Origin of the sequence: Wansuia hejianensis, assembly GCF_014337215.1 — a bacterium.
GTDB classification, from domain to species: domain Bacteria; phylum Bacillota; class Clostridia; order Lachnospirales; family Lachnospiraceae; genus Scatomonas; species Scatomonas hejianensis.
Map to the genome: position 1 here is coordinate 541,651 of NZ_CP060635.1, position 18,290 is coordinate 559,940.

Annotated in this window: 18 protein-coding genes and 1 riboswitch; of the genes, 13 read left to right on the top strand and 5 right to left on the bottom strand. The window is 49.1% G+C overall.

Going from position 1 to position 18,290, the window contains the following annotated elements:
* Positions 1-225 precede the first annotated feature (225 nt).
* From H9Q79_RS02525 to H9Q79_RS02570, 10 genes are all read left to right on the top strand, one after another.
* On the top strand, positions 226-1,305 hold the full coding sequence (locus tag H9Q79_RS02525) for a lysylphosphatidylglycerol synthase transmembrane domain-containing protein (protein ID WP_118642512.1): 1,080 nt from the start codon (positions 226-228) through the stop codon (positions 1,303-1,305).
* A gap of 1 nt (position 1,306) precedes the next feature.
* Positions 1,307-1,969, top strand: coding sequence for an epoxyqueuosine reductase QueH (locus tag H9Q79_RS02530; protein WP_118642282.1), 663 nt, complete (start codon positions 1,307-1,309; stop codon positions 1,967-1,969).
* 1 nt (position 1,970) lies between these two features.
* Positions 1,971-3,356, top strand: coding sequence for an argininosuccinate lyase (gene argH, locus H9Q79_RS02535; RefSeq protein WP_118642280.1), 1,386 nt, complete (start codon positions 1,971-1,973; stop codon positions 3,354-3,356).
* 181 nt (positions 3,357-3,537) lie between these two features.
* Positions 3,538-4,623 carry an aspartate-semialdehyde dehydrogenase gene (gene asd / locus H9Q79_RS02540; RefSeq protein WP_118642278.1) on the top strand — a complete coding sequence of 362 codons (1,086 nt, stop codon included), beginning with the start codon at positions 3,538-3,540 and terminating at the stop codon, positions 4,621-4,623.
* A 126-nt stretch (positions 4,624-4,749) separates the two neighbouring features.
* Positions 4,750-5,508: a formate/nitrite transporter family protein gene (locus H9Q79_RS02545; RefSeq protein WP_249329130.1), complete on the top strand. Its 759-nt coding sequence runs from the start codon at positions 4,750-4,752 to the stop codon at positions 5,506-5,508.
* Positions 5,509-5,674: 166 nt separating this feature from the next.
* Entirely contained in the window at positions 5,675-5,998 is a 324-nt protein-coding gene (locus H9Q79_RS02550; protein WP_330596899.1) for a type 1 glutamine amidotransferase family protein, read from the top strand.
* 122 nt (positions 5,999-6,120) lie between these two features.
* Positions 6,121-8,139 carry a DNA topoisomerase gene (locus H9Q79_RS02555; protein WP_249329131.1) on the top strand — a complete coding sequence of 673 codons (2,019 nt, stop codon included), beginning with the start codon at positions 6,121-6,123 and terminating at the stop codon, positions 8,137-8,139.
* A 47-nt stretch (positions 8,140-8,186) separates the two neighbouring features.
* A complete protein-coding gene (locus H9Q79_RS02560) occupies positions 8,187-8,873 on the top strand; it encodes an acyltransferase (protein ID WP_118642276.1) in 687 nt (228 codons plus the stop codon).
* A 44-nt stretch (positions 8,874-8,917) separates the two neighbouring features.
* The gene (locus H9Q79_RS02565) at positions 8,918-9,610 is read left to right on the top strand and encodes an iron-sulfur cluster assembly scaffold protein (RefSeq protein ID WP_118642274.1); all 693 of its coding nucleotides are present in this window, start codon (positions 8,918-8,920) and stop codon (positions 9,608-9,610) included.
* An 18-nt stretch (positions 9,611-9,628) separates the two neighbouring features.
* Complete coding sequence (locus H9Q79_RS02570) at positions 9,629-10,648, top strand: GGGtGRT protein (protein WP_249329132.1); 1,020 nt, start codon at positions 9,629-9,631, stop codon at positions 10,646-10,648.
* A gap of 354 nt (positions 10,649-11,002) precedes the next feature.
* Here H9Q79_RS02570 and H9Q79_RS02575 read toward each other — a convergent pair whose 3' ends face one another.
* Together H9Q79_RS02575 and H9Q79_RS02580 are read right to left on the bottom strand one after the other, a co-directional pair.
* On the bottom strand, positions 11,003-12,673 hold the full coding sequence (locus H9Q79_RS02575; protein WP_118642272.1) for a S8 family peptidase: 1,671 nt from the start codon (positions 12,671-12,673) through the stop codon (positions 11,003-11,005).
* Positions 12,674-12,788: 115 nt separating this feature from the next.
* On the bottom strand, positions 12,789-12,929 hold the full coding sequence (locus H9Q79_RS02580; RefSeq protein WP_249329133.1) for a hypothetical protein: 141 nt from the start codon (positions 12,927-12,929) through the stop codon (positions 12,789-12,791).
* Positions 12,930-13,145: 216 nt separating this feature from the next.
* On the opposite strand from H9Q79_RS02580, the gene H9Q79_RS02585 reads away from it, so the two are divergent.
* Positions 13,146-13,595, top strand: coding sequence for a GNAT family N-acetyltransferase (locus H9Q79_RS02585; protein ID WP_330596985.1), 450 nt, complete (start codon positions 13,146-13,148; stop codon positions 13,593-13,595).
* Positions 13,596-13,701: 106 nt separating this feature from the next.
* On the opposite strand, the gene H9Q79_RS02590 is transcribed toward H9Q79_RS02585, so the two are convergent.
* Entirely contained in the window at positions 13,702-13,974 is a 273-nt protein-coding gene (locus tag H9Q79_RS02590) for a GNAT family N-acetyltransferase (protein WP_118642268.1), read from the bottom strand.
* A gap of 256 nt (positions 13,975-14,230) precedes the next feature.
* Between H9Q79_RS02590 and H9Q79_RS02595 the strand changes: the two genes are divergently transcribed.
* On the top strand, positions 14,231-14,974 hold the full coding sequence (locus H9Q79_RS02595) for an SDR family NAD(P)-dependent oxidoreductase (RefSeq protein WP_118642510.1): 744 nt from the start codon (positions 14,231-14,233) through the stop codon (positions 14,972-14,974).
* A 100-nt stretch (positions 14,975-15,074) separates the two neighbouring features.
* Here H9Q79_RS02595 and H9Q79_RS02600 read toward each other — a convergent pair whose 3' ends face one another.
* Positions 15,075-15,902, bottom strand: a complete 828-nt coding sequence (locus tag H9Q79_RS02600) for an arylamine N-acetyltransferase family protein (protein ID WP_118642266.1) — start codon at positions 15,900-15,902, stop codon at positions 15,075-15,077.
* A 265-nt stretch (positions 15,903-16,167) separates the two neighbouring features.
* Here H9Q79_RS02600 and H9Q79_RS02605 point away from each other — a divergent pair, with 265 nt between their 5' ends.
* Positions 16,168-16,938 carry a GNAT family N-acetyltransferase gene (locus H9Q79_RS02605; RefSeq protein ID WP_118642508.1) on the top strand — a complete coding sequence of 257 codons (771 nt, stop codon included), beginning with the start codon at positions 16,168-16,170 and terminating at the stop codon, positions 16,936-16,938.
* Between the two features lie 32 nt (positions 16,939-16,970).
* Here the strand turns inward: H9Q79_RS02605 and H9Q79_RS02610 are convergent, their stop codons facing one another.
* Positions 16,971-17,762 carry an arylamine N-acetyltransferase family protein gene (locus H9Q79_RS02610; protein ID WP_249329136.1) on the bottom strand — a complete coding sequence of 264 codons (792 nt, stop codon included), beginning with the start codon at positions 17,760-17,762 and terminating at the stop codon, positions 16,971-16,973.
* Positions 17,763-18,106: 344 nt separating this feature from the next.
* A riboswitch (PreQ1 riboswitch) is annotated at positions 18,107-18,151 on the top strand.
* Positions 18,152-18,290: the final 139 nt, after the last annotated feature.

The following is an 18,290-nucleotide window of genomic DNA, read 5'->3' on the forward strand; positions in this document are numbered from 1 at the left end:
AGGAAAATAAAAGCCTGTGATAAGTTCCGGGCAACTGGCATCACGTCCTCCGGTATGTGATAAATTTTTGGGTAATCAGGGGAATTTAAGGAGGTTATGTTAAAATATAATAAAATTTATTTGAGCAAAAGCGGCATTTGTGGTAGTATAGTGAAGGAACAGCGTCAGTGCAGAAATGAAAGGGTGCCGGCGCTTAGGTACGGCCATGCGAGGATGGAGAGAAGATTGAAGAGTAAGAAAAAGACAATATTTAATTTAGTATTTTTACTGGTTGTATTTGTCCTGACGTTATATGGAGTGCTTCGGGGGCAGGATATCGGGGAACTGATCGCTGCCATGGGTGAAGCGGACTGGCATTATCTCATGCTGGCAGTGTGCTGTGTGTTGCTGTTCATCTGCGGTCAGGCGGCCGTAATCTGGATTATGATGCATTCGCTCCACAGGAACCAGAACATGGGGAAGTGTATGCTGTATTCCTTTACCGGATACTTTTTCTGCAGCATTACGCCTTTTGCAAGCGGCGGTCCCCCGATGCAGATTTATTATATGAAGAAAGAAAAGGTTCCGATTCCGGTGGCGTCGATTGTGATGCTGATCGTGACCTTTATGTATAAAGTGGTTCTGGTGATGGTCGGGCTGTTTTTCCTGCTGTTTGGACACAGGATCATCAGTGGATATCTGGGAGGCGTTCTTCCGGTGTTCGGCGTGGGGCTTTTCCTGACGATGGGCTTTTGCTTCCTGCTGGCGTTGTTCATCTTTCACCCGAATCTCGCAAAAAAAGCGATGATGAAGGGGTTGGGCTGGCTGGAGAAGAAGCATCTCATGAAGCATAAGGAAGGCCGTATGGAGAAGCTGGCGGCTTCCATGGACCGGTACAAGGAGACAGCAGCCTTTTTTAAGAGCCATAAGCCTATGATGGCGCTGGTATTTCTGATCACAGTTATTCAAAGGTTTATCCTGTTCTATGCTACATATTTTGTATACCGCGCTTTTGGGCTGTCAGGGACTTCCATGTGGACGATCGGACTTCTGCAGGCGGCGATCTCTATTTCTGTGGATATGCTGCCGATTCCAGGGGGAATGGGGATCAGTGAAGCGATGTTTCTCAGCATATTTGCGCCCGTATTTGGTTCGGCCATGGTTCTGCCGGGCATGGCGCTGAGCCGCGGGATCACATATTATGTGCAGTTGTTTCTCTGTGCTGTGATGGCGATTGTCGCCCACTTTGTGCTGGGCAGGGAGAAGAAAGCCGGGAATCCGGCCAAGGCTGCCAAACATGCTAAGGAGATCAGAACGGAGCAGTGAGATGCAGGCAAAACGAAATTATCAGAAAGAATTAGATCGTATTCTGGAAAGGCTGGAGGAGCGGCGGCAGGTACCGTCGCTGCTGCTGCACAGCTGCTGCGCTCCATGCAGCAGCTATGTGCTGGAGTATCTGTCCTGCCGTTTCCGGATTACGGTTTTTTATTATAATCCGAATATTGCGCCAGAGGAAGAGTACCGGAAGCGTGTGGAGGAACAGAAACGCCTGATCCGGGAGATGTGCCGGGGATATCCGGTATCCTTTGAGGAAGGTGTATATGATGCGGAACGGTTTTATGAGATGGCAAAAGGCCTGGAGGATGTGCCCGAAGGCGGAGAACGCTGTTTCCGCTGTTACGAACTGAGACTGCGGGAAGCAGCAAAGACTGCACAGAGGCTGGGAATGGACTATTTTACGACGACCCTTTCCATCAGCCCGCTGAAAAACGCAGACAAGCTGAATGAAACCGGCCTTGCGCTGGCCCGCGAATTCCAGGTGGACTATCTGGTATCAGATTTTAAGAAAAAAGATGGCTATAAACGCTCTATCGAGTTGTCGCAGGAATACGGGCTGTACCGCCAGAACTATTGCGGCTGTGTCTATTCACAGACGGAAGCCCGGAGGCGTGAAGAGCAAAAGCAGAGAAAAGAGAAAGAGAGGAATTGATATGGCACAGCTTTGGGGAGGAAGATTTACAAAGGAAACGGATCAATTGGTATACAATTTTAATGCTTCCATTGGTTTTGATCAGAAATTTTACCGCCAGGACATACGGGGAAGCATCGCCCACGTGAAGATGCTGGCGAAGCAGGAAATCTTAACGGAACAGGAGAGAGACCAGATCATCGGGGGCCTGGAAGGCATCCTTTCGGACGTGGAGGCCGGAAAGCTGCGGATTACCAGTGAATATGAAGATATTCACAGCTTTGTGGAGGCCAATCTGATCGACAGGATCGGAGACGCCGGTAAAAAGCTCCATACCGGGCGGAGCAGAAACGATCAGGTGGCGCTGGATATGAAGCTTTTTATCCGGGATGAGATTACGGAGCTGGACGGCCTGGTAAAAGAACTGCTGGAAGTGATCGAGAGAATCATGGAAGAAAACCTGCACACCTATATGCCCGGTTTTACCCATCTCCAGAAAGCGCAGCCGGTCACGCTGGCTCATCACATGGGCGCTTACTTTGAAATGTTCAGGAGGGACCGGGGACGCCTGCATGACATATTTGAAAGAATGAATTACTGTCCGCTGGGGAGCGGAGCGCTGGCAGGGACTACTTATCCTCTGGACCGGGAGTATACGGCAGAGCTTCTGGGTTTTTACGGCCCCACGGCCAACAGCATGGACTCCGTGTCGGACCGGGATTATGTGATAGAGCTTTTATCGGCCATGTCTACGGTCATGATGCATCTGAGCCGTTTCAGCGAAGAGATTATCACCTGGAATACCAATGAGTACCGTTTTGTGGAAATAGACGACGCTTACAGCACCGGAAGCTCTATCATGCCGCAGAAGAAGAATCCGGATATCGCCGAGCTGGTTCGGGGTAAGACGGGCCGCGTATATGGAGCGCTGATGTCCGTCCTGACTACGATGAAAGGTCTGCCGCTGGCTTATAATAAGGATATGCAGGAAGACAAGGAGCTGACCTTTGACGCTCTAGATACAGTGAAGGGCTGTCTGGCTCTGTTCACAGGAATGATAGATACCATGAAGTTCCGGAAGGATGTGATGGAGGCTTCGGCTAAAAACGGGTTTACCAATGCGACGGATGCTGCAGACTATCTGGTAGGAAAAGGCGTGCCTTTCCGGGATGCCCACGGCATCGTGGGCAGGCTTGTACTGGCCTGTATCGATAAAAACTGTTCACTGGACGACCTGCCGCTGGAGGAGTTCCGTTCCTATAGCCCTGTCTTTGGGGAAGATATCTATGACGCGATCAGCATGAAAACCTGTGTGGAAAAAAGGATGACCGCAGGGGCGCCGGGCGCAGAGGCCATGGAGCAAGTGATTGCAGCCAACAGAGAGTATCTGCAGGGCGGACGCGGCTAAGCAGCCAGCGCTTACAGAAGGCTGTGTATGGCCCGGATCTGGTATTTTTTGATTTCGTAAAAAAACAGTTGCATTTTTTGGTGGTTTGGTATAGTATATTATTCAATCGACGTACAAATGTGCGCCGTAGAAATACACAGAATAAAAAAGGGAATTATTTTCCCGAAATGAGGAGAAAAAAATGGAAAAAAAGCTGAGAGTTGGAATTTTAGGCGCCACAGGAATGGTGGGCCAGAGATTTATTTCTCTGTTGGAGAATCATCCCTGGTTTCAGGTAGTGACAGTCGCTGCCAGCCCCAGGAGCGCGGGTAAGACATATGAAGAAGCAGTGGGAGGCCGCTGGAAAATGGACACTCCCATGCCGGACGGCGTGAAGAAGCTGGTTGTCATGAATGTGAATGAAGTGGAGAAGGTAGCTTCTACTGTTGATTTCGTTTTCTCAGCAGTAGATATGTCCAAACAGGAGATCCGCCAGATTGAGGAAGAATATGCGAAGACGGAGACTCCGGTCGTTTCCAACAACAGCGCTCACAGATGGACACCGGACGTACCGATGGTAGTTCCGGAGATCAATCCGGAGCATTTCGACGTGATTCAGTATCAGAAAAAGCGTCTGGGAACCAGCAGAGGATTTATCGCCGTCAAGCCGAACTGCTCCATTCAGAGCTATGCGCCGGTGCTGACCGCCTGGAAGGAATTTGAGCCTTACGAGGTGGTGGCGACGACCTATCAGGCCATATCCGGAGCGGGAAAGACTTTTAAGGACTGGCCGGAGATGGTGGAGAACATCATTCCCTATATCGGCGGCGAGGAAGAGAAGAGCGAACAGGAGCCGTTACGCCTCTGGGGAGAGATCAGAGACGGAGTGATCGTGAAGGCAGAGGAGCCAAAGATCACCTGCCAGTGCATCCGTGTCCCTGTTTTGAACGGCCATACGGCAGCCGTGTTCGTGAAATTCAGGAAGAATCCCACGAAAGAGCAGTTGATTGAGAAGATGGTAAGCTTCAGGGGCCTGCCCCAGGAACTGGAGCTTCCAAGCGCACCGAAGCAGTTCATTCAGTACATGGAAGAGGATAACCGTCCTCAGGTACAGATGGATGTGAATTATGAGAACGGAATGGGAATTTCTGTAGGGCGTCTTCGTGAAGACTCCATCTATGACTGGAAGTTCATCGGCCTGTCCCATAATACAGTGAGAGGGGCGGCAGGAGGAGCAGTTCTCTGCGCGGAGACGCTCGTTGCGAAGAAGTATATAGAGGCAAAATAAACATCCGGCCATGAAGAGACAGAACCTTCCCGGAAAATTGTTGAATTTTTAACAACCCTGTGCTATTATTAAAAGGTAGTGAGCGGAAAACACTATATAGAGTAGAGTAGTAAAGGGGGAAATGTTATGCCATTTGATGATGTGCAGAAATTTTCAAACGCCGCAATTGCGAAGTCCAAACTGTTAAAAGAACATCCGGGTAAATATTTTATCCGGTCGGTTATGGCAGGATTTTTTATCGCAGTTGCAATGATTTACTGTAACGTTGTTGGGAACCTGTTTAAACAGGACGGCATGGTGGCCTGGGGGAAATTCCTGGGAGCGCTGGGCTTCTCCATTGCGGTTCTTCTGATCGTGTTTATCGGAAGTGAGCTTTTCACCGGCAATAATTTTATCATGGCTTTTGGGGCTTATGATAAAGCGGTGAAGTGGAGTGAAGTCGTTAAGGTCTGGGTAGTCAGTTACATCGGCAATTTTGTCGGATGTTTCCTGTTTTCCGGGATCTGGGTGCTGGCCGGGGCTTCAGGCACGCAGGATTATTTTGCCGGTTTTATTGACGGCAAGCTGGGAATTGCACCGGGCGAGATGTTTTTCCGGGCGGTGCTCTGTAATTTCTTCGTTTGTCTGGCAGTAGCCTGCGGAACCAAATGTAAGGAAGAAGCCGCGAAATTCCTGATGATCGTTATCTGTATATCAGGCTTTGTGATCTCCGGGTTCGAGCATGTGGTAGCGAACATGGCGATTTTCACCGTGGCAGGATTTGTGGTACCGGGAGTATCCATTTCTGCAATTATGTTTTCTATGCTGATTGTAACCCTGGGCAATATAGTCGGCGGCGCGTTGTTGCTGGCTTTGCCGCTGAGGAAAATGAGCGCAGACAAGTAAGTACATAGCGATAACTCCAAGAAAGAAATGGATGTCTGTTCCGTGCTTATCACCGGGCAGGCATTCATTTTTTGCGGTTTTTCCGATAAAAGAATATGGAATGGGGCCGACGGTATTTCTTCACAGAAAGTTCTAAAGAAATGTGGCTTCAGAGAGTACGCCAGGAATGATACCGTATGGCGGCGCTTCTGCGTTTCTGGGAACAATAGGCGCGTTAAATCATGGGAAGCATACGAGTAATGACCTGAAAGACCTGCGGCAATGGGCAGGTGAAGCCTATACAGGGGAAGGACAATACTTGAAACAGCAGGCTGTCTGTGATAAAAATATTATTACGGCAAACGGCACGGCTGCCTTAGAATTTGCCAGAGAGGTCTTGCTGGCCTTAGAGGCTGCGCCTGAGGATAAAATTACGGAGTGGTACAATTTTCATAAGCTTGGCTGTTATAAAGCGGCAATGCCTCAGGAAGCAATGGATTGGAATGGTTAAAGCATGGCGGACGCGCGGCCAATTTTAATTGAAAGTCGCCGCCTGATGGGATATAATAAGCGTTAGTGAATGAATTTCACAAGTGAGAGACAGAAATATCAGAGACAGAAATGAGTGAATCTATGCCAAAATCTTTATACATAGCGGAGAAGCCCAGCGTCGCCCAGGAGTTCGCAAAGGCGCTGAAGGAACAGATGGCCCGCCATGACGGCTATCTGGAATCGGAAAAATCTGTCGTCACCTGGTGCGTGGGCCATCTGGTAACCATGAGCTATCCGGAAAAATACGATGAAAAATTTAAAAAATGGGCGTTCGAGACGCTTCCTTTTTTGCCGGAAACTTTTAAATACGAAGTGATTCCCTCTGTAAAAAAGCAATATGATATAGTGAGAGGGCTTCTGCACCGGGAGGATGTGGGGACAATCTATGTCTGCACGGACTCCGGGCGCGAGGGAGAATATATTTACCGTCTGGTGGCGATGATGGCCGGCGTGAAGGGCAAAGCCCAGAAAAGGGTCTGGATCGATTCGCAGACGGAAGAGGAGATCCTCAGGGGGATAAGAGAGGCGAAGGATCTGGGAGAATATGACCATCTGGCGGATTCTGCCTATCTCCGGGCCAAAGAGGATTATCTGATGGGGATCAATTTTTCCCGGGCGCTCTCCCTGAAATACAGCTATTCTGTTACCAATTATCTGGGAGGGAAGTATCAGGCAATCTCAGTGGGGCGGGTGATGACCTGTGTCCTTGGCATGGTGGTCAGGCGGGAACGGGAGATACGGAATTTTGTGAAAACACCTTTCTACCGGGTGCTGGCTCATCAGCAATTCCAGGAACATAAATTCGACGGGGAATGGAGGGCGGTGGAAGGCAGCGCCTATTATCAGTCACCGCTTTTGTACAAGGAGAACGGATTTAAAGAGAAAAAGAACGCGGAAGCACTGGTTCAGAAGCTTGCCCAGACAGAATCCCAGGAATCGGTGGTGGAAAAGCTGGAGAAGAAGAAAGAGACGAAAAACCCGCCGCTGCTCTATAACCTGGCCGAGCTTCAGAACGACTGTTCCCGGATGTTTAAGATCAGCCCCGACCAGACGCTTTCCATCGTTCAGGAGCTTTATGAGAAGAAGCTGGTAACTTATCCCAGGACAGATGCCCGTGTGCTGTCTTCGGCAGTGGCAAAGGAAATCCGCAAGAACATAAGCGGCCTGCGGCAGTACTCTCCTGCGGCGGCATTTGCCGGAGAGGTGCTGGAGAAGGGCAGTTATCAGGGGATCGGGAAGAGCCGGTACACCAACGATAAGCAGATTACGGACCACTACGCGATCATCCCTACCGGACAGGGGATATCCGGACTGGCGAGGATGTCGGAGCTATCCGGAAAGGTATATGATGCGGTCGTGAGAAGGTTTTTGAGCATCTTCTATCCCCCCGCAATCTATCAGAAGATCAGCCTGGTCACCAGAATGGGGGCAGAGCGCTTTTTTTCCAGCTTCCGTGTCTTGTCGGAGGAAGGCTATCTCAAGGTGGCGGGAAATCCCACGGCGAAAAAAAAGGAAGATACCTCAGGGAGAGAAGAAGAGGTTTCCTGTGATCAGGAATTCCTTGCTGCCCTGTCCCGGCTGAAAAAGGGCAGCGTGCTGGCTGTGGAAGGCTATGAGATCAAGGAGGGGGAGACTTCGCCTCCCAAACGGTATACTTCCGGTTCTATGATCCTGGCCATGGAAAACGCAGGGCAGCTCATAGAGGATGAGGAGCTGCGCTCACAGATCAAGGGGAGCGGGATCGGCACATCAGCCACCCGTGCTGAAATATTGAAAAAGCTCTGCCACATCAAATACCTGTCGCTGAACAATAAGACTCAGGTGATCACACCGACCCAGATGGGTGAGATGGTCTATGACGTGGTATATGCCTCCATCCGTCCGCTGCTGAACCCGGAGCTGACGGCCAGCTGGGAAAAGGGGTTGACATACGTGGCGGAAGGCAGCATCACCCCGAAAGAATATATGGGCAAGCTGGAGCATTTTGTTTCCCGTCATACGCTGAATGTCAGGCAGCTGAAGAACCAGACGGCGCTGAAAGGCTGTTTTGATGCGGCCGCCGTATACTATAAGAGCGGGAAAAAGAAAGAGAAGCCGTAAATGATCAGATATCACTGCAGGGAGGGACTGCACAGAAAGGAGACAACATGAAATATGTGACCATAGGAGAACTGTACGATTTGAAGGAGACCATTGCACGTGAGCTTTTCGAGGGCAAGACATATCCCTGGGAGCTTTTGCCGCTGATTAAAGAGTTTATTCTGAAGCTGGGGGCGTCACTTCCGTCTGAGGAATACGATCATCCGGAGGGACAGATCTGGATCGCACGGGATGCGAAAATTGCTCCCACAGCCTCAATCACCGGCCCCTGTATCATCGGGAAAGGAGCGGAGATCCGCCAGAGTGCGTTTATCAGAGGGAATGCCATTGTCGGTGAAGGAGCAGTCGTGGGCAATTCTACAGAGCTGAAAAATGTCATCCTGTTTAATAAAGTACAGGTGCCCCATTATAATTACGTGGGGGATTCCATCCTGGGTTATAGAGCTCACATGGGCGCTGGGTCTATCACTTCCAACGTGAAATCCGACAAGAGGCTTGTAATCGTGAAAGGACAGGGCGAAGAGCTTCCCACCGGCCTGAAAAAGTTCGGAGCCATGCTGGGCGACTATGTGGAGGTGGGCTGCGGCAGCGTTCTGAATCCTGGCAGCGTGATCGGCCCCCATACGAATATCTATCCGCTTTCCAGCGTCCGCGGAGTCATTGCGCCCAATCACATCTTCAAAAATGCCGGTGAAATCGTCGAAAAAACACTTTACGAAACAGAAAGTTTATGAGAAAATAGCAAAGAGTACAAGTTCAATTTGAAAGGAGTTAAACAATGATTTATTCAAAAGAGGTAGAGATGATGTGTCCGGTACATCAGGGCGTACATCATGGTGCAGCTCCAATTCCGGAACAGGCGAAATGGGTTAAGGCAAAAGAAGTTAAAGATATTTCCGGTCTGACACACGGCATCGGCTGGTGCGCTCCCCAGCAGGGTACCTGTAAACTGACCTTAAATGTTAAAGACGGAATCATCCAGGAAGCTCTGGTTGAGACCATCGGATGCTCTGGAATGACTCATTCCGCAGCGATGGCTTCCGAGATTCTTCCGGGACTGACTGTCATGGAAGCGCTGAACACCGACCTGGTATGCGATGCGATCAATACTGCCATGAGAGAGCTGTTTCTTCAGATCGTTTACGGACGTTCTCAGAGCGCGTTCTCTGAGGAAGGGCTGCCGGTAGGAGCAGGTCTGGAAGACCTTGGAAAGGGCCTCCGTTCTCAGGTGGGTACCATGTACGGAACACTGAAAAAAGGACCTCGTTATCTGGAGATGACCGACGGTTATGTGACCGGAGTAGCTCTGGATGAAGAAGATGAGATCATCGGCTATAAATTTGTGAACTTTGGTAAGATGATGGACTTCATCAAAGGCGGAGATGACGCGAACACCGCGTTTGAGAAGGCACAGGGACAGTATGGACGTGTTGCTGACGCTGCTAAAATCATTGACCCGAGAAAAGAGTAATAGAGGAGGACGAAAAAGATGGCTTTATTTGAATCATACGAAAGAAGAGAAAAACAGGTTCTGGCAAAGCTCGCTGAGTACGGAATCGACTCTATCGAAGGCGCAGCAGAAGTGACCAAGGCCGCAGGCCTGGACGTATACTCAATGGTAGAGAAAATCCAGCCGATCTGTTTTGAAAACGCAAAATGGGCATACACGGTTGGAGCTGCCATTGCGATTAAGAAAGGCTGCAGGAAAGCTTCTGAAGCCGCCGCCGCAATCGGTGAGGGACTGCAGGCCTTCTGCATCCCCGGATCAGTGGCAGACCAGCGTAAGGTGGGTCTGGGACACGGCAACCTGGGCAAGATGCTTCTGGAAGAGGATACAGAGTGCTTCGCATTCCTGGCCGGACATGAGTCATTTGCCGCGGCAGAAGGCGCCATCGGCATTGCTGAGAAGGCGAACAAGGTACGCCAGAAGCCGCTCCGCGTGATCCTGAACGGTCTGGGCAAGGACGCCGCGCAGATCATTTCCCGTATCAACGGATTTACATATGTGGAGACGGATTATGATTATTACACCGGAGAACTGAAGGAAGTATACCGCAAGTGCTATTCCAAGGATGCATCCAGCCCCCGTGCGAAGGTTAACTGCTACGGAGCCAATGACGTGCAGGAAGGCGTAGCCATCATGTGGAAGGAAAATGTGGATGTATCCATCACTGGCAATTCCACCAACCCGACCCGTTTTCAGCATCCGGTGGCAGGAACCTATAAAAAAGAGAGGATTCAGGCAGGAAAAAAATATTTCTCTGTTGCATCCGGCGGCGGCACCGGCCGTACCCTGCACCCGGACAATATGGCGGCAGGCCCGGCTTCCTATGGCATGACAGATACCATGGGACGTATGCACAGCGACGCCCAGTTCGCAGGCTCATCCTCCGTTCCGGCCCATGTAGAGATGATGGGACTGATCGGCGCAGGCAACAATCCGATGGTCGGCATGACCGTGGCTGTGGCAGTAGCTGTTGAGGAGAGCGCTAAAGCAGGAAAATTCTAAATATAAAGAAGAGTACAGAAGTAATTTAACAACTGCGCCGGTCATAAAGGACCGGTGCAGTCTTTGTATGAAGAGTACGACGGATCTTCGGGGGCACCGTGCGGAAAAAGGCCCTCCGGGCACAAAATACATGGCCGCTGATCCAGCACCAAAAAAGGGAAGCAGACCCTATAGGCCTGGTTCCCCTTTTTGACCAATGAATACCAATAAAACAGTAACTCAAAAGCTTTTTAATCCAAACATATTTTAAAATAAACACATATATATTATACCTGAATTACATCGAATATGCAAGAAGATTATTCATTAAATGATAAGCTAAATGATATCGGGGATTTTGGATCGCAGTACTTTTCAGACAAATGTAAGCAATTGAAACAGATTGTACAAATCCAGCTTTCCATATCCCCAGACAGGATTGGGATACAGCTCTCCGCTGGTTCGTGAGGCTCCCCGCATAATCAGCGTGTTGACATCGTTTCCGGTAATCAACGTATAATTTCCGCGGGTGACGGCCCATTCAAAGACAATGGCAACTGCTCCGGCCGCGTGGGCGGCTGCTGCTCCGGTTCCGGTCAGGGACGCGTAGGAGCTGTGCAGATCAGCGCAGGGGAGTTTGTAGCCGGGTACGGCGACTGTGGGTTTCACATGTCCGAACCGCGTGTAGCCCCGGCTGGAGCTGATCAAGATACTTCCATTTGTATGATTATAAGCGCTGGCCGTCAGGGCATAATCAGCGTTGCCGGGCGCGGTGATCGTAGTATCCGGAGAAGATTCCAGAAAAAAAGTACCGTTGGAAATCAGGCTGCCGTTTGGCAGCCAGGAATGATAAGAAAATGGGTTAGTATCGATATTCAGGACTCTGATACGCCAAAGTCCCTCAACGGCATCAGTGAAACGGATTAAGATCAGCTGTGTTCCGTTCTCCTGTTCCAGAAGTATGTTGTTGATCCATGCAACTGTAGGATTAAGAATAAAACGGTGCGGAAGGCACATGCCAAATGAGGGATAAATGATCGGGGAAGTTTCTCCGTTGGGCGCTGTGATCTCAAGAGCCAGGCGTGCCTGCAGGTCGGGCCATATTTCTAAAGAAAAAAACGGGTCTGCACCGGAAATTCTCAATTCAAATTCGTCACTGAAAGGCATCTCCGTTTTCATGCTATAGTGGTGCCTGTGGTTATTACCTTCATTGCCGGCGGCGACTGATATGTTAATTTGCGGCAGCTGGCACAGGGAATTAATATAGCTGCTGGTCGCGCCCAGCGATTCATGTCCGGACAGACTGGAGCTGAGCGCGATACAGATGACGAGGGGGCGGCCAAATCTATCAGCAAGGCTGGTCAGATAGCGGATACCCAGAATGAGATCCGTTTCCTGATAGCAGAGAGCGCTGTCCGGAATACAGAAGATCGTTTTCAGGTTCTGTTTAGCCTCTTTTAGCTTAACGACTGCGAGCTGGGCTTCTGGTACAACTCCTGAAAAAGAATGCTTTATGTCGGCGCTTCCGGCGGCGATACTTGCGATTCCCGTGCCATGTCCGTTGGTATCAGTGCTGGGGACAATAGAATATGGATCACCTGAGCCCAGCGCCAGATTTAGTTTTTCCTGAGTATATTCAGTACCGAAGGTAAAACCGCCGGGAGGACTTCCGTCCTGAATTGTCTGATCCCAAATGCTGATAATGCGGGAAGTGCCGTCAGGAAAGCGGAAGGCAGGATGTGAATAATCAATTCCGGTATCAACGATTCCAATGATTACACCCAGCCCGAAGTATGCCAGCTGCGGATTATTCTGTACCGGGGAGATATTTGAACTGCCCAGAGACGGCTCCGATGACAGTGTGTACAGGGTAGGAAAACTGTAATAGGGGTGTGTGCCGAGATCACAAAGGGTCTGATTCTGGACATTTACATGGAAAATGCTGTGTTTTTCGTTTAATTCTGTAATTGCAGCATTGTTTGTATCTGGTAAAAATCTATTGTTGATGATGAGATCATAATAATTTTCATCCAGAATTTTGTTCATATTGTTCCACCTGGTCATGTTATAATATTAATACTATATGATAGGCGATAAAGCAGTATGACAATCTGAAATAACAGCCAGGTAAAAGCATGTTCCGGAGCAGTTTGTTTAAGGTTTATTTCTTGAAGATCCAGTGGAACAGTGCAACCGCTCCGATCAGCTTCAAGAAACCGCCCAGGAGCTTGAAGATTGCTCTAAATAGGAAAAAGATCAGCAGAAGCGGCAGAAGTAAAATTGTAAAAAGCAGTCTAATCATGGGGACTCCTTTCTTATGAATGATTGTGTTCATCTATAGTCTAATATAAATTAATTAAAAATCAGGCGGGTTTTTATTAACATTTTCCTATTAATCATACTCCAGAGCACATCACAGAATACACCCCGGTAACTTGATACAGGTACAGATTTAGTTACGGTAAGGCTGATTTCTGTCAGAGGAGAATATCCTTTCCGGCAATGGTGTGCGGGCCGGCTGGAAAAATATCCGGTCACGCCGGAGGATTTGAATACATATTACGACAGAGATAAAGACAATGAAGATATATGGGGAATGACAGCCTTTGATGTTTCAGTGATTATCGGACACCTGACGATGCGCTGTACTGACAGCAGCCGGGAAATGGTCAGGCTGGGGTTTATTATCATAGATGACCGTTTGAGAGGAAAGGGATATGGCAGAGAGATGTTTTCTATGGCTGTCGGGTACGCCTTTGAATTCCTGCGCGTCAGAAAAGTATCGTTGGGAATATTTGAAAATAACGAGGCGGCAAAGAATTGCTGCCGGGCCTGCGGATCTATACAGGCTGAAACAAAAAATGCAGAAATATATCGTTGCCTGGGGGAGACATGGAAGTGCCTGGAAATGGAATTGTACAATAAATATCCTCCAGCCGGAGCGTGTTCTCGGGATCTTTCAGTGTGAGACCGGACACCTCCGATACGGGCGGAACCGCACTCCTTCCGGAACTGGCGGATTGTTCTAATTATAGTCCAAAATGCCTGAAAAAGCAATGGTCCGGAGAACGATGCTATTTTACCAGATCGCTGTATTCATGATGCCTGCTGAACCATTGGATCGCATAGGGGCACGTTAAAACTACTTTTTTATTCTGCTTCTGCAGCAGACCGGCAGCGGCCTCCATGAGCCTGCCGGCAATGCCCTGTCCTCTGAGAGAATCATCTACATAGGTGTGATTGATATTTACAATATTTTCGTCCACATCAGGGAATGTTACTTCTGCAAGAAGATTGTTATTGTCACTGATCAGTGAAATTCTGTTTGGCTCATATGTGAAATCCATTTCGAGGCCTCCTTTCATTGTATAATAATAAATTATATCATTGCGTGTTCTCATAAGCAATCGGATTTTAGTAAATGGGGAATCTGCCGGTGAGGACAACATCGTGGCTTTTCTCTTTATTTGCCTTGGGATGTATTGCGGGAGGTCTTCCGGGTATGATATAATGACCGGGTATAGAGTAGAATCATAGATGATTCGGAAATATGAAATCCTACAAACAGAAGAAAGAAGGACAGAGTTTATGAATGTAATGGGTATGCTGCAGGATAAGACTGCGGTGGTAACAGGAGGTACAAGAGGAATCGGCCGTGCGGTCGTAGAAACATTTTTGAAGAACGGCGCAAAGGTTGTTCTGTTTGGTTCCAGGCAGGAAACTGTGGATCAGGCACTTTCCGAACTGAAGGAAGAACATCCGGACTGGACAGTCACCGGCCTTGCTCCGGATCTGACGGACTATTCATCCGTCGAAAAAGCAATGGGTCAGGTCAAGAATCAGTACGGGCGCATTGATATTCTGGTTAACAACGCCGGTATTTCAGCGAGGGAATCTATCTATGAATACGATCCCGAGGCGTTTAAAAAAATAATGGATTTGAATGTTAATGGGGTTTTTAACTGTTCAAAGGCCGTGGCACCGATTATGAAAGGGCAGGGCGGAGGTTCTATGATCAATATCAGTTCCATGGTAAGTCTCTATGGACAGCCTGCAGGCTGCGGTTATCCGGCGTCCAAATATGCGGTAAACGGGTTGACAAAATCACTGGCCAGAGAACTGGGACGGGATCAGATCCGGGTGAATGCGGTGGCTCCGGGAGTGACCCGGACTGATATGGTGGCGGCGCTGCCGGAGGATATGGTACAGCGCCTTGCGGCGACAATCCCATATGGAAGAGTAGGAGAGCCTGAAGAGGTGGCAAATACAGTCCTGTTTTTGGCAAGTGAGCTGGCCAGTTACGTGACTGGAGCAGTCATCTCGGTGGATGGGGCAGCCATGTGTTAAATAACAAAGCTACAGGAAAATGCCGGCGTAAGGAGAAGGTTTTGTCTCCATATGCCGGCATTTCATTCGGCCAGCTTCTGTATATGAAGGGCTTAACAGATTAACGTACCCTTGCGTCCTCTGGCGGCAGGTTAAAGCCGTCCAGGCAGTGCAGATCAAAGTATGTATGGGCGATATCCAGAAATTCGCTGCAGTCTGTGATGTTCCGGGTCAGGGTATCAGCTCCCTTTTCCAGCGTAAAAACTGTTCCCAATATGTGTGCTGCCCCATCCCCGGTCCGCACATTGAGGAATAATTTTTGGGTAAATATTGAATTGGGGTTCTGGGAGCAATAATCATTCATCGCAACAAAATCGACATTTTCCTGGGGCATCGTGTAGAACTGCATCACAAGTTCCAGCAGTCCTGAAGATGTTGTACGGCTGAGCGTCCACCAGTAATCGTCTGTTCTCGATACGTGATATTGTCCGGAGCCGAAGCAGGTGGTGGCGTGATCCTCAATGAGAACACTTCCGGGCGCGGCCGGACCGCCGTAGCCTACGTCGCAGAAATACTGCCGCCCTTCAGATTCGACGATAATTCCCCGGTGAAGTATAGGCGGCGTGAAGGCCTTGTTTCTCAGGATTCGGCACATACAGGCGGTCGCATGATAACCCAGATCTTTTAAGAGCTGCGTGAAAAGGGCGTTGAGCTCAAAACAGTAGCCGCCACGCCTGCTCACTATTACCTTGTCAAAGATATCAGGGATACCCAGGGAAATAGGTCGGTGATACGCGCAGACATCCAAATTTTCAAAAGGAATCCTGCACTGATGCGCATAAATGAGGGTGTCCAGATAGCTTTTATCCAATTTCACCGGGGCGGGAACCTGAAGCCGTTCCAGATAGGCGGGAACATCGGGGATTGAGTGATACAGTCGTTCGTACATTAGTAAAAATCTCCTTAGAGCCTGTTAAATCAATGGTGATTCTATTATAAATAAGAATTAGAAAATTTACAATATGGATTCCGTTTAGTGTCAGCGTTAAGGATTGCTTTTTAAGGGGGGCCGAATTATAATAAGGAGCATGCGCGTGCCGGCGGCCAATGTCCGGTCTGCAGATTTTAATTATATAACTGGCTTTGAACAGCAAGACATTCTGAAAATTCACTGGTACGAAAGCCGCCCGAAGGGGCAGATAGAGAGGAAAGCGATGAATAAAGTAGAGAATAAATCCGGATTGAAAGAGGCAGCAATCCTTTTTGAAGGCTGGCAGGAGGGCATAATCTGGTCCTGCCTGCAGGGAATTATGGGAGAGATCTGTGTGGAGGAAGGAGAAAATCCGGAGTCTGCCGCCGCTCATCTTGGGGATTTCTGTTTTCTGGCCGGAGAGCCGGACAGGGAACTGGTAGAAGATATATACAGGAAATGGGGGCAGAAGTTTCTCATAGCTGTGCCGCAGAATGAGGGGTGGGGACGCCTGATAGAGGAGGTATGTGGAAACGGGGCAGAGCAGATTACCAGGCATGCGATTAAGAAAGAACCGGATGTGTTCGACCTGGAGAAGCTCAGAAATGCTGCAGCCAGCCTGCCGGAAGGATTTACCCTTCAAATAATCGATAAAGAAATCTATTCCCTGTGCCAGCGGGAGGAATGGAGCAGGGATCTGGTTTCTCAATATCCGGATTATGAGAGCTATAGCCGCCTGGGAACAGGAGTAGCAGTGATGGCTGGCAGAGAGCTGGCTGCCGGAGCTTCCTCCTATGCGACTTTCCAGGATGGTATAGAGGTAGAAGTGGATACGAAAAGAAAATACCGGAGACAGGGTCTTGCCTATGCTTGTTCTGCCAAACTAATCCTGGAATGTCTGGAGAAAAATATCTATCCCTGCTGGGATGCTCATAACCGCAGTTCGGCAGCCCTGGCGGAGAAACTGGGATATCATTACGACCGGGAGTACTCCGCCTATATCCTGAGAGCCTGAGAATTACTCTTATGCCGCCGCTTTAACCTCAGTCAGAGGGAAATAGGGAGCTTGAAATCGTCTTTTAAAATCTGATAAAAATCATCTTCAGACTGTATGTTTCTCTGGGCGGCATGTCCGTCGCTGATTCTGGTGAACACATCTCCTACAATGCTGTTGCAGCCGGAGGGAGTGCGAATGTTCAGGTAGAGCATCTGAGTGAAATCAGATTCCGGACTGTTGGAATAAAATTCATTCAGAGCCAGATAATCTACATTCTCCTGGGGCATGGTGTAAAACTGCATGATTTTTTCATGAGCGCCGGATGATCTGGTGCGGCTCAAAGTCCACCAGTAGCTGTCTGTCCGGTCGATGAAATAAGTTTCCCTACCGAAAGAACGGGAGGCTCCGTCCTCAACCGGAACCGCTCCGGGAGGAGTGGGACCGCCAAACCCCACATCGCAGAAATACAGCTTCTGCCCCAGCTCCACCAGCACCGCCCGGTGTGAAACCAGAGGAACGACGTAGCCTTCTTCTATGATCCTGCACATGCAGGCATAGGCGTGGAAGCCCAGATCCCGCAGCAGCTGGTTGAACAGAGCGTTAAGCTCAAAACAGTAGCCGCCTCTCCTGTTTATGATGATTTTTTTGAAAATATCTTGTATTTCCAGGGAGACGGGAAGATGGAAAACATAGGAGTCCAGATTCTCGAAAGGGATACTGCACTGGTGAAAGTAAACAAGCGAATCCAGAAAGTCCAAGTCAGTCCTGACAGAAGAACCCAGCTGCAGCCTGTCAAGGTAAGCATCCACATCGGGGATAGGAGCATACAAATTTTCGTACATGATAAAATCCTCGTTCTTATTAGTATTCTTCCCTCTAGTATAGTTAAAGTTACGAACGTTTGCAACCACCAAAAGAGAGCTGACAGAAGTTAATGGTTATGCTTCCAAATGGTCGGTGAGGGGGGGATACCCGGACGAAAGGCTGGCGGGAGGCGCGGCTCCTGTTCCGCCCCGCCTTCCCCAGCCTTTCTGGTGATCTAAAACGCTTTACCCAGGTTTCCCGAAAGTGTCATCGGTATGCTGATGTTTTCTCTTGGTTACATCTTCTATTTATTGTTGAAAAGAAGGTTGCAAAATATAGTCGTCTCTGCTATACTTTTGCTGCATTGATAAATCAGGCTTGTCCTGGACTGGTTCGAAAACTTCCCAGTATAAAAAACTAAGGAAATGCAGTGGAGTAGTGCGCCTGACAGGCGCTGTTTGCCGTGTCCTTAGCAAAGAGGATGCGGTTTTTTTAGTGTTAATTGGACTGCGCAGGGATAGCTTTTCTGCATGAAAGGGCCAGGGTCATCAGGATGACAGGAAGGA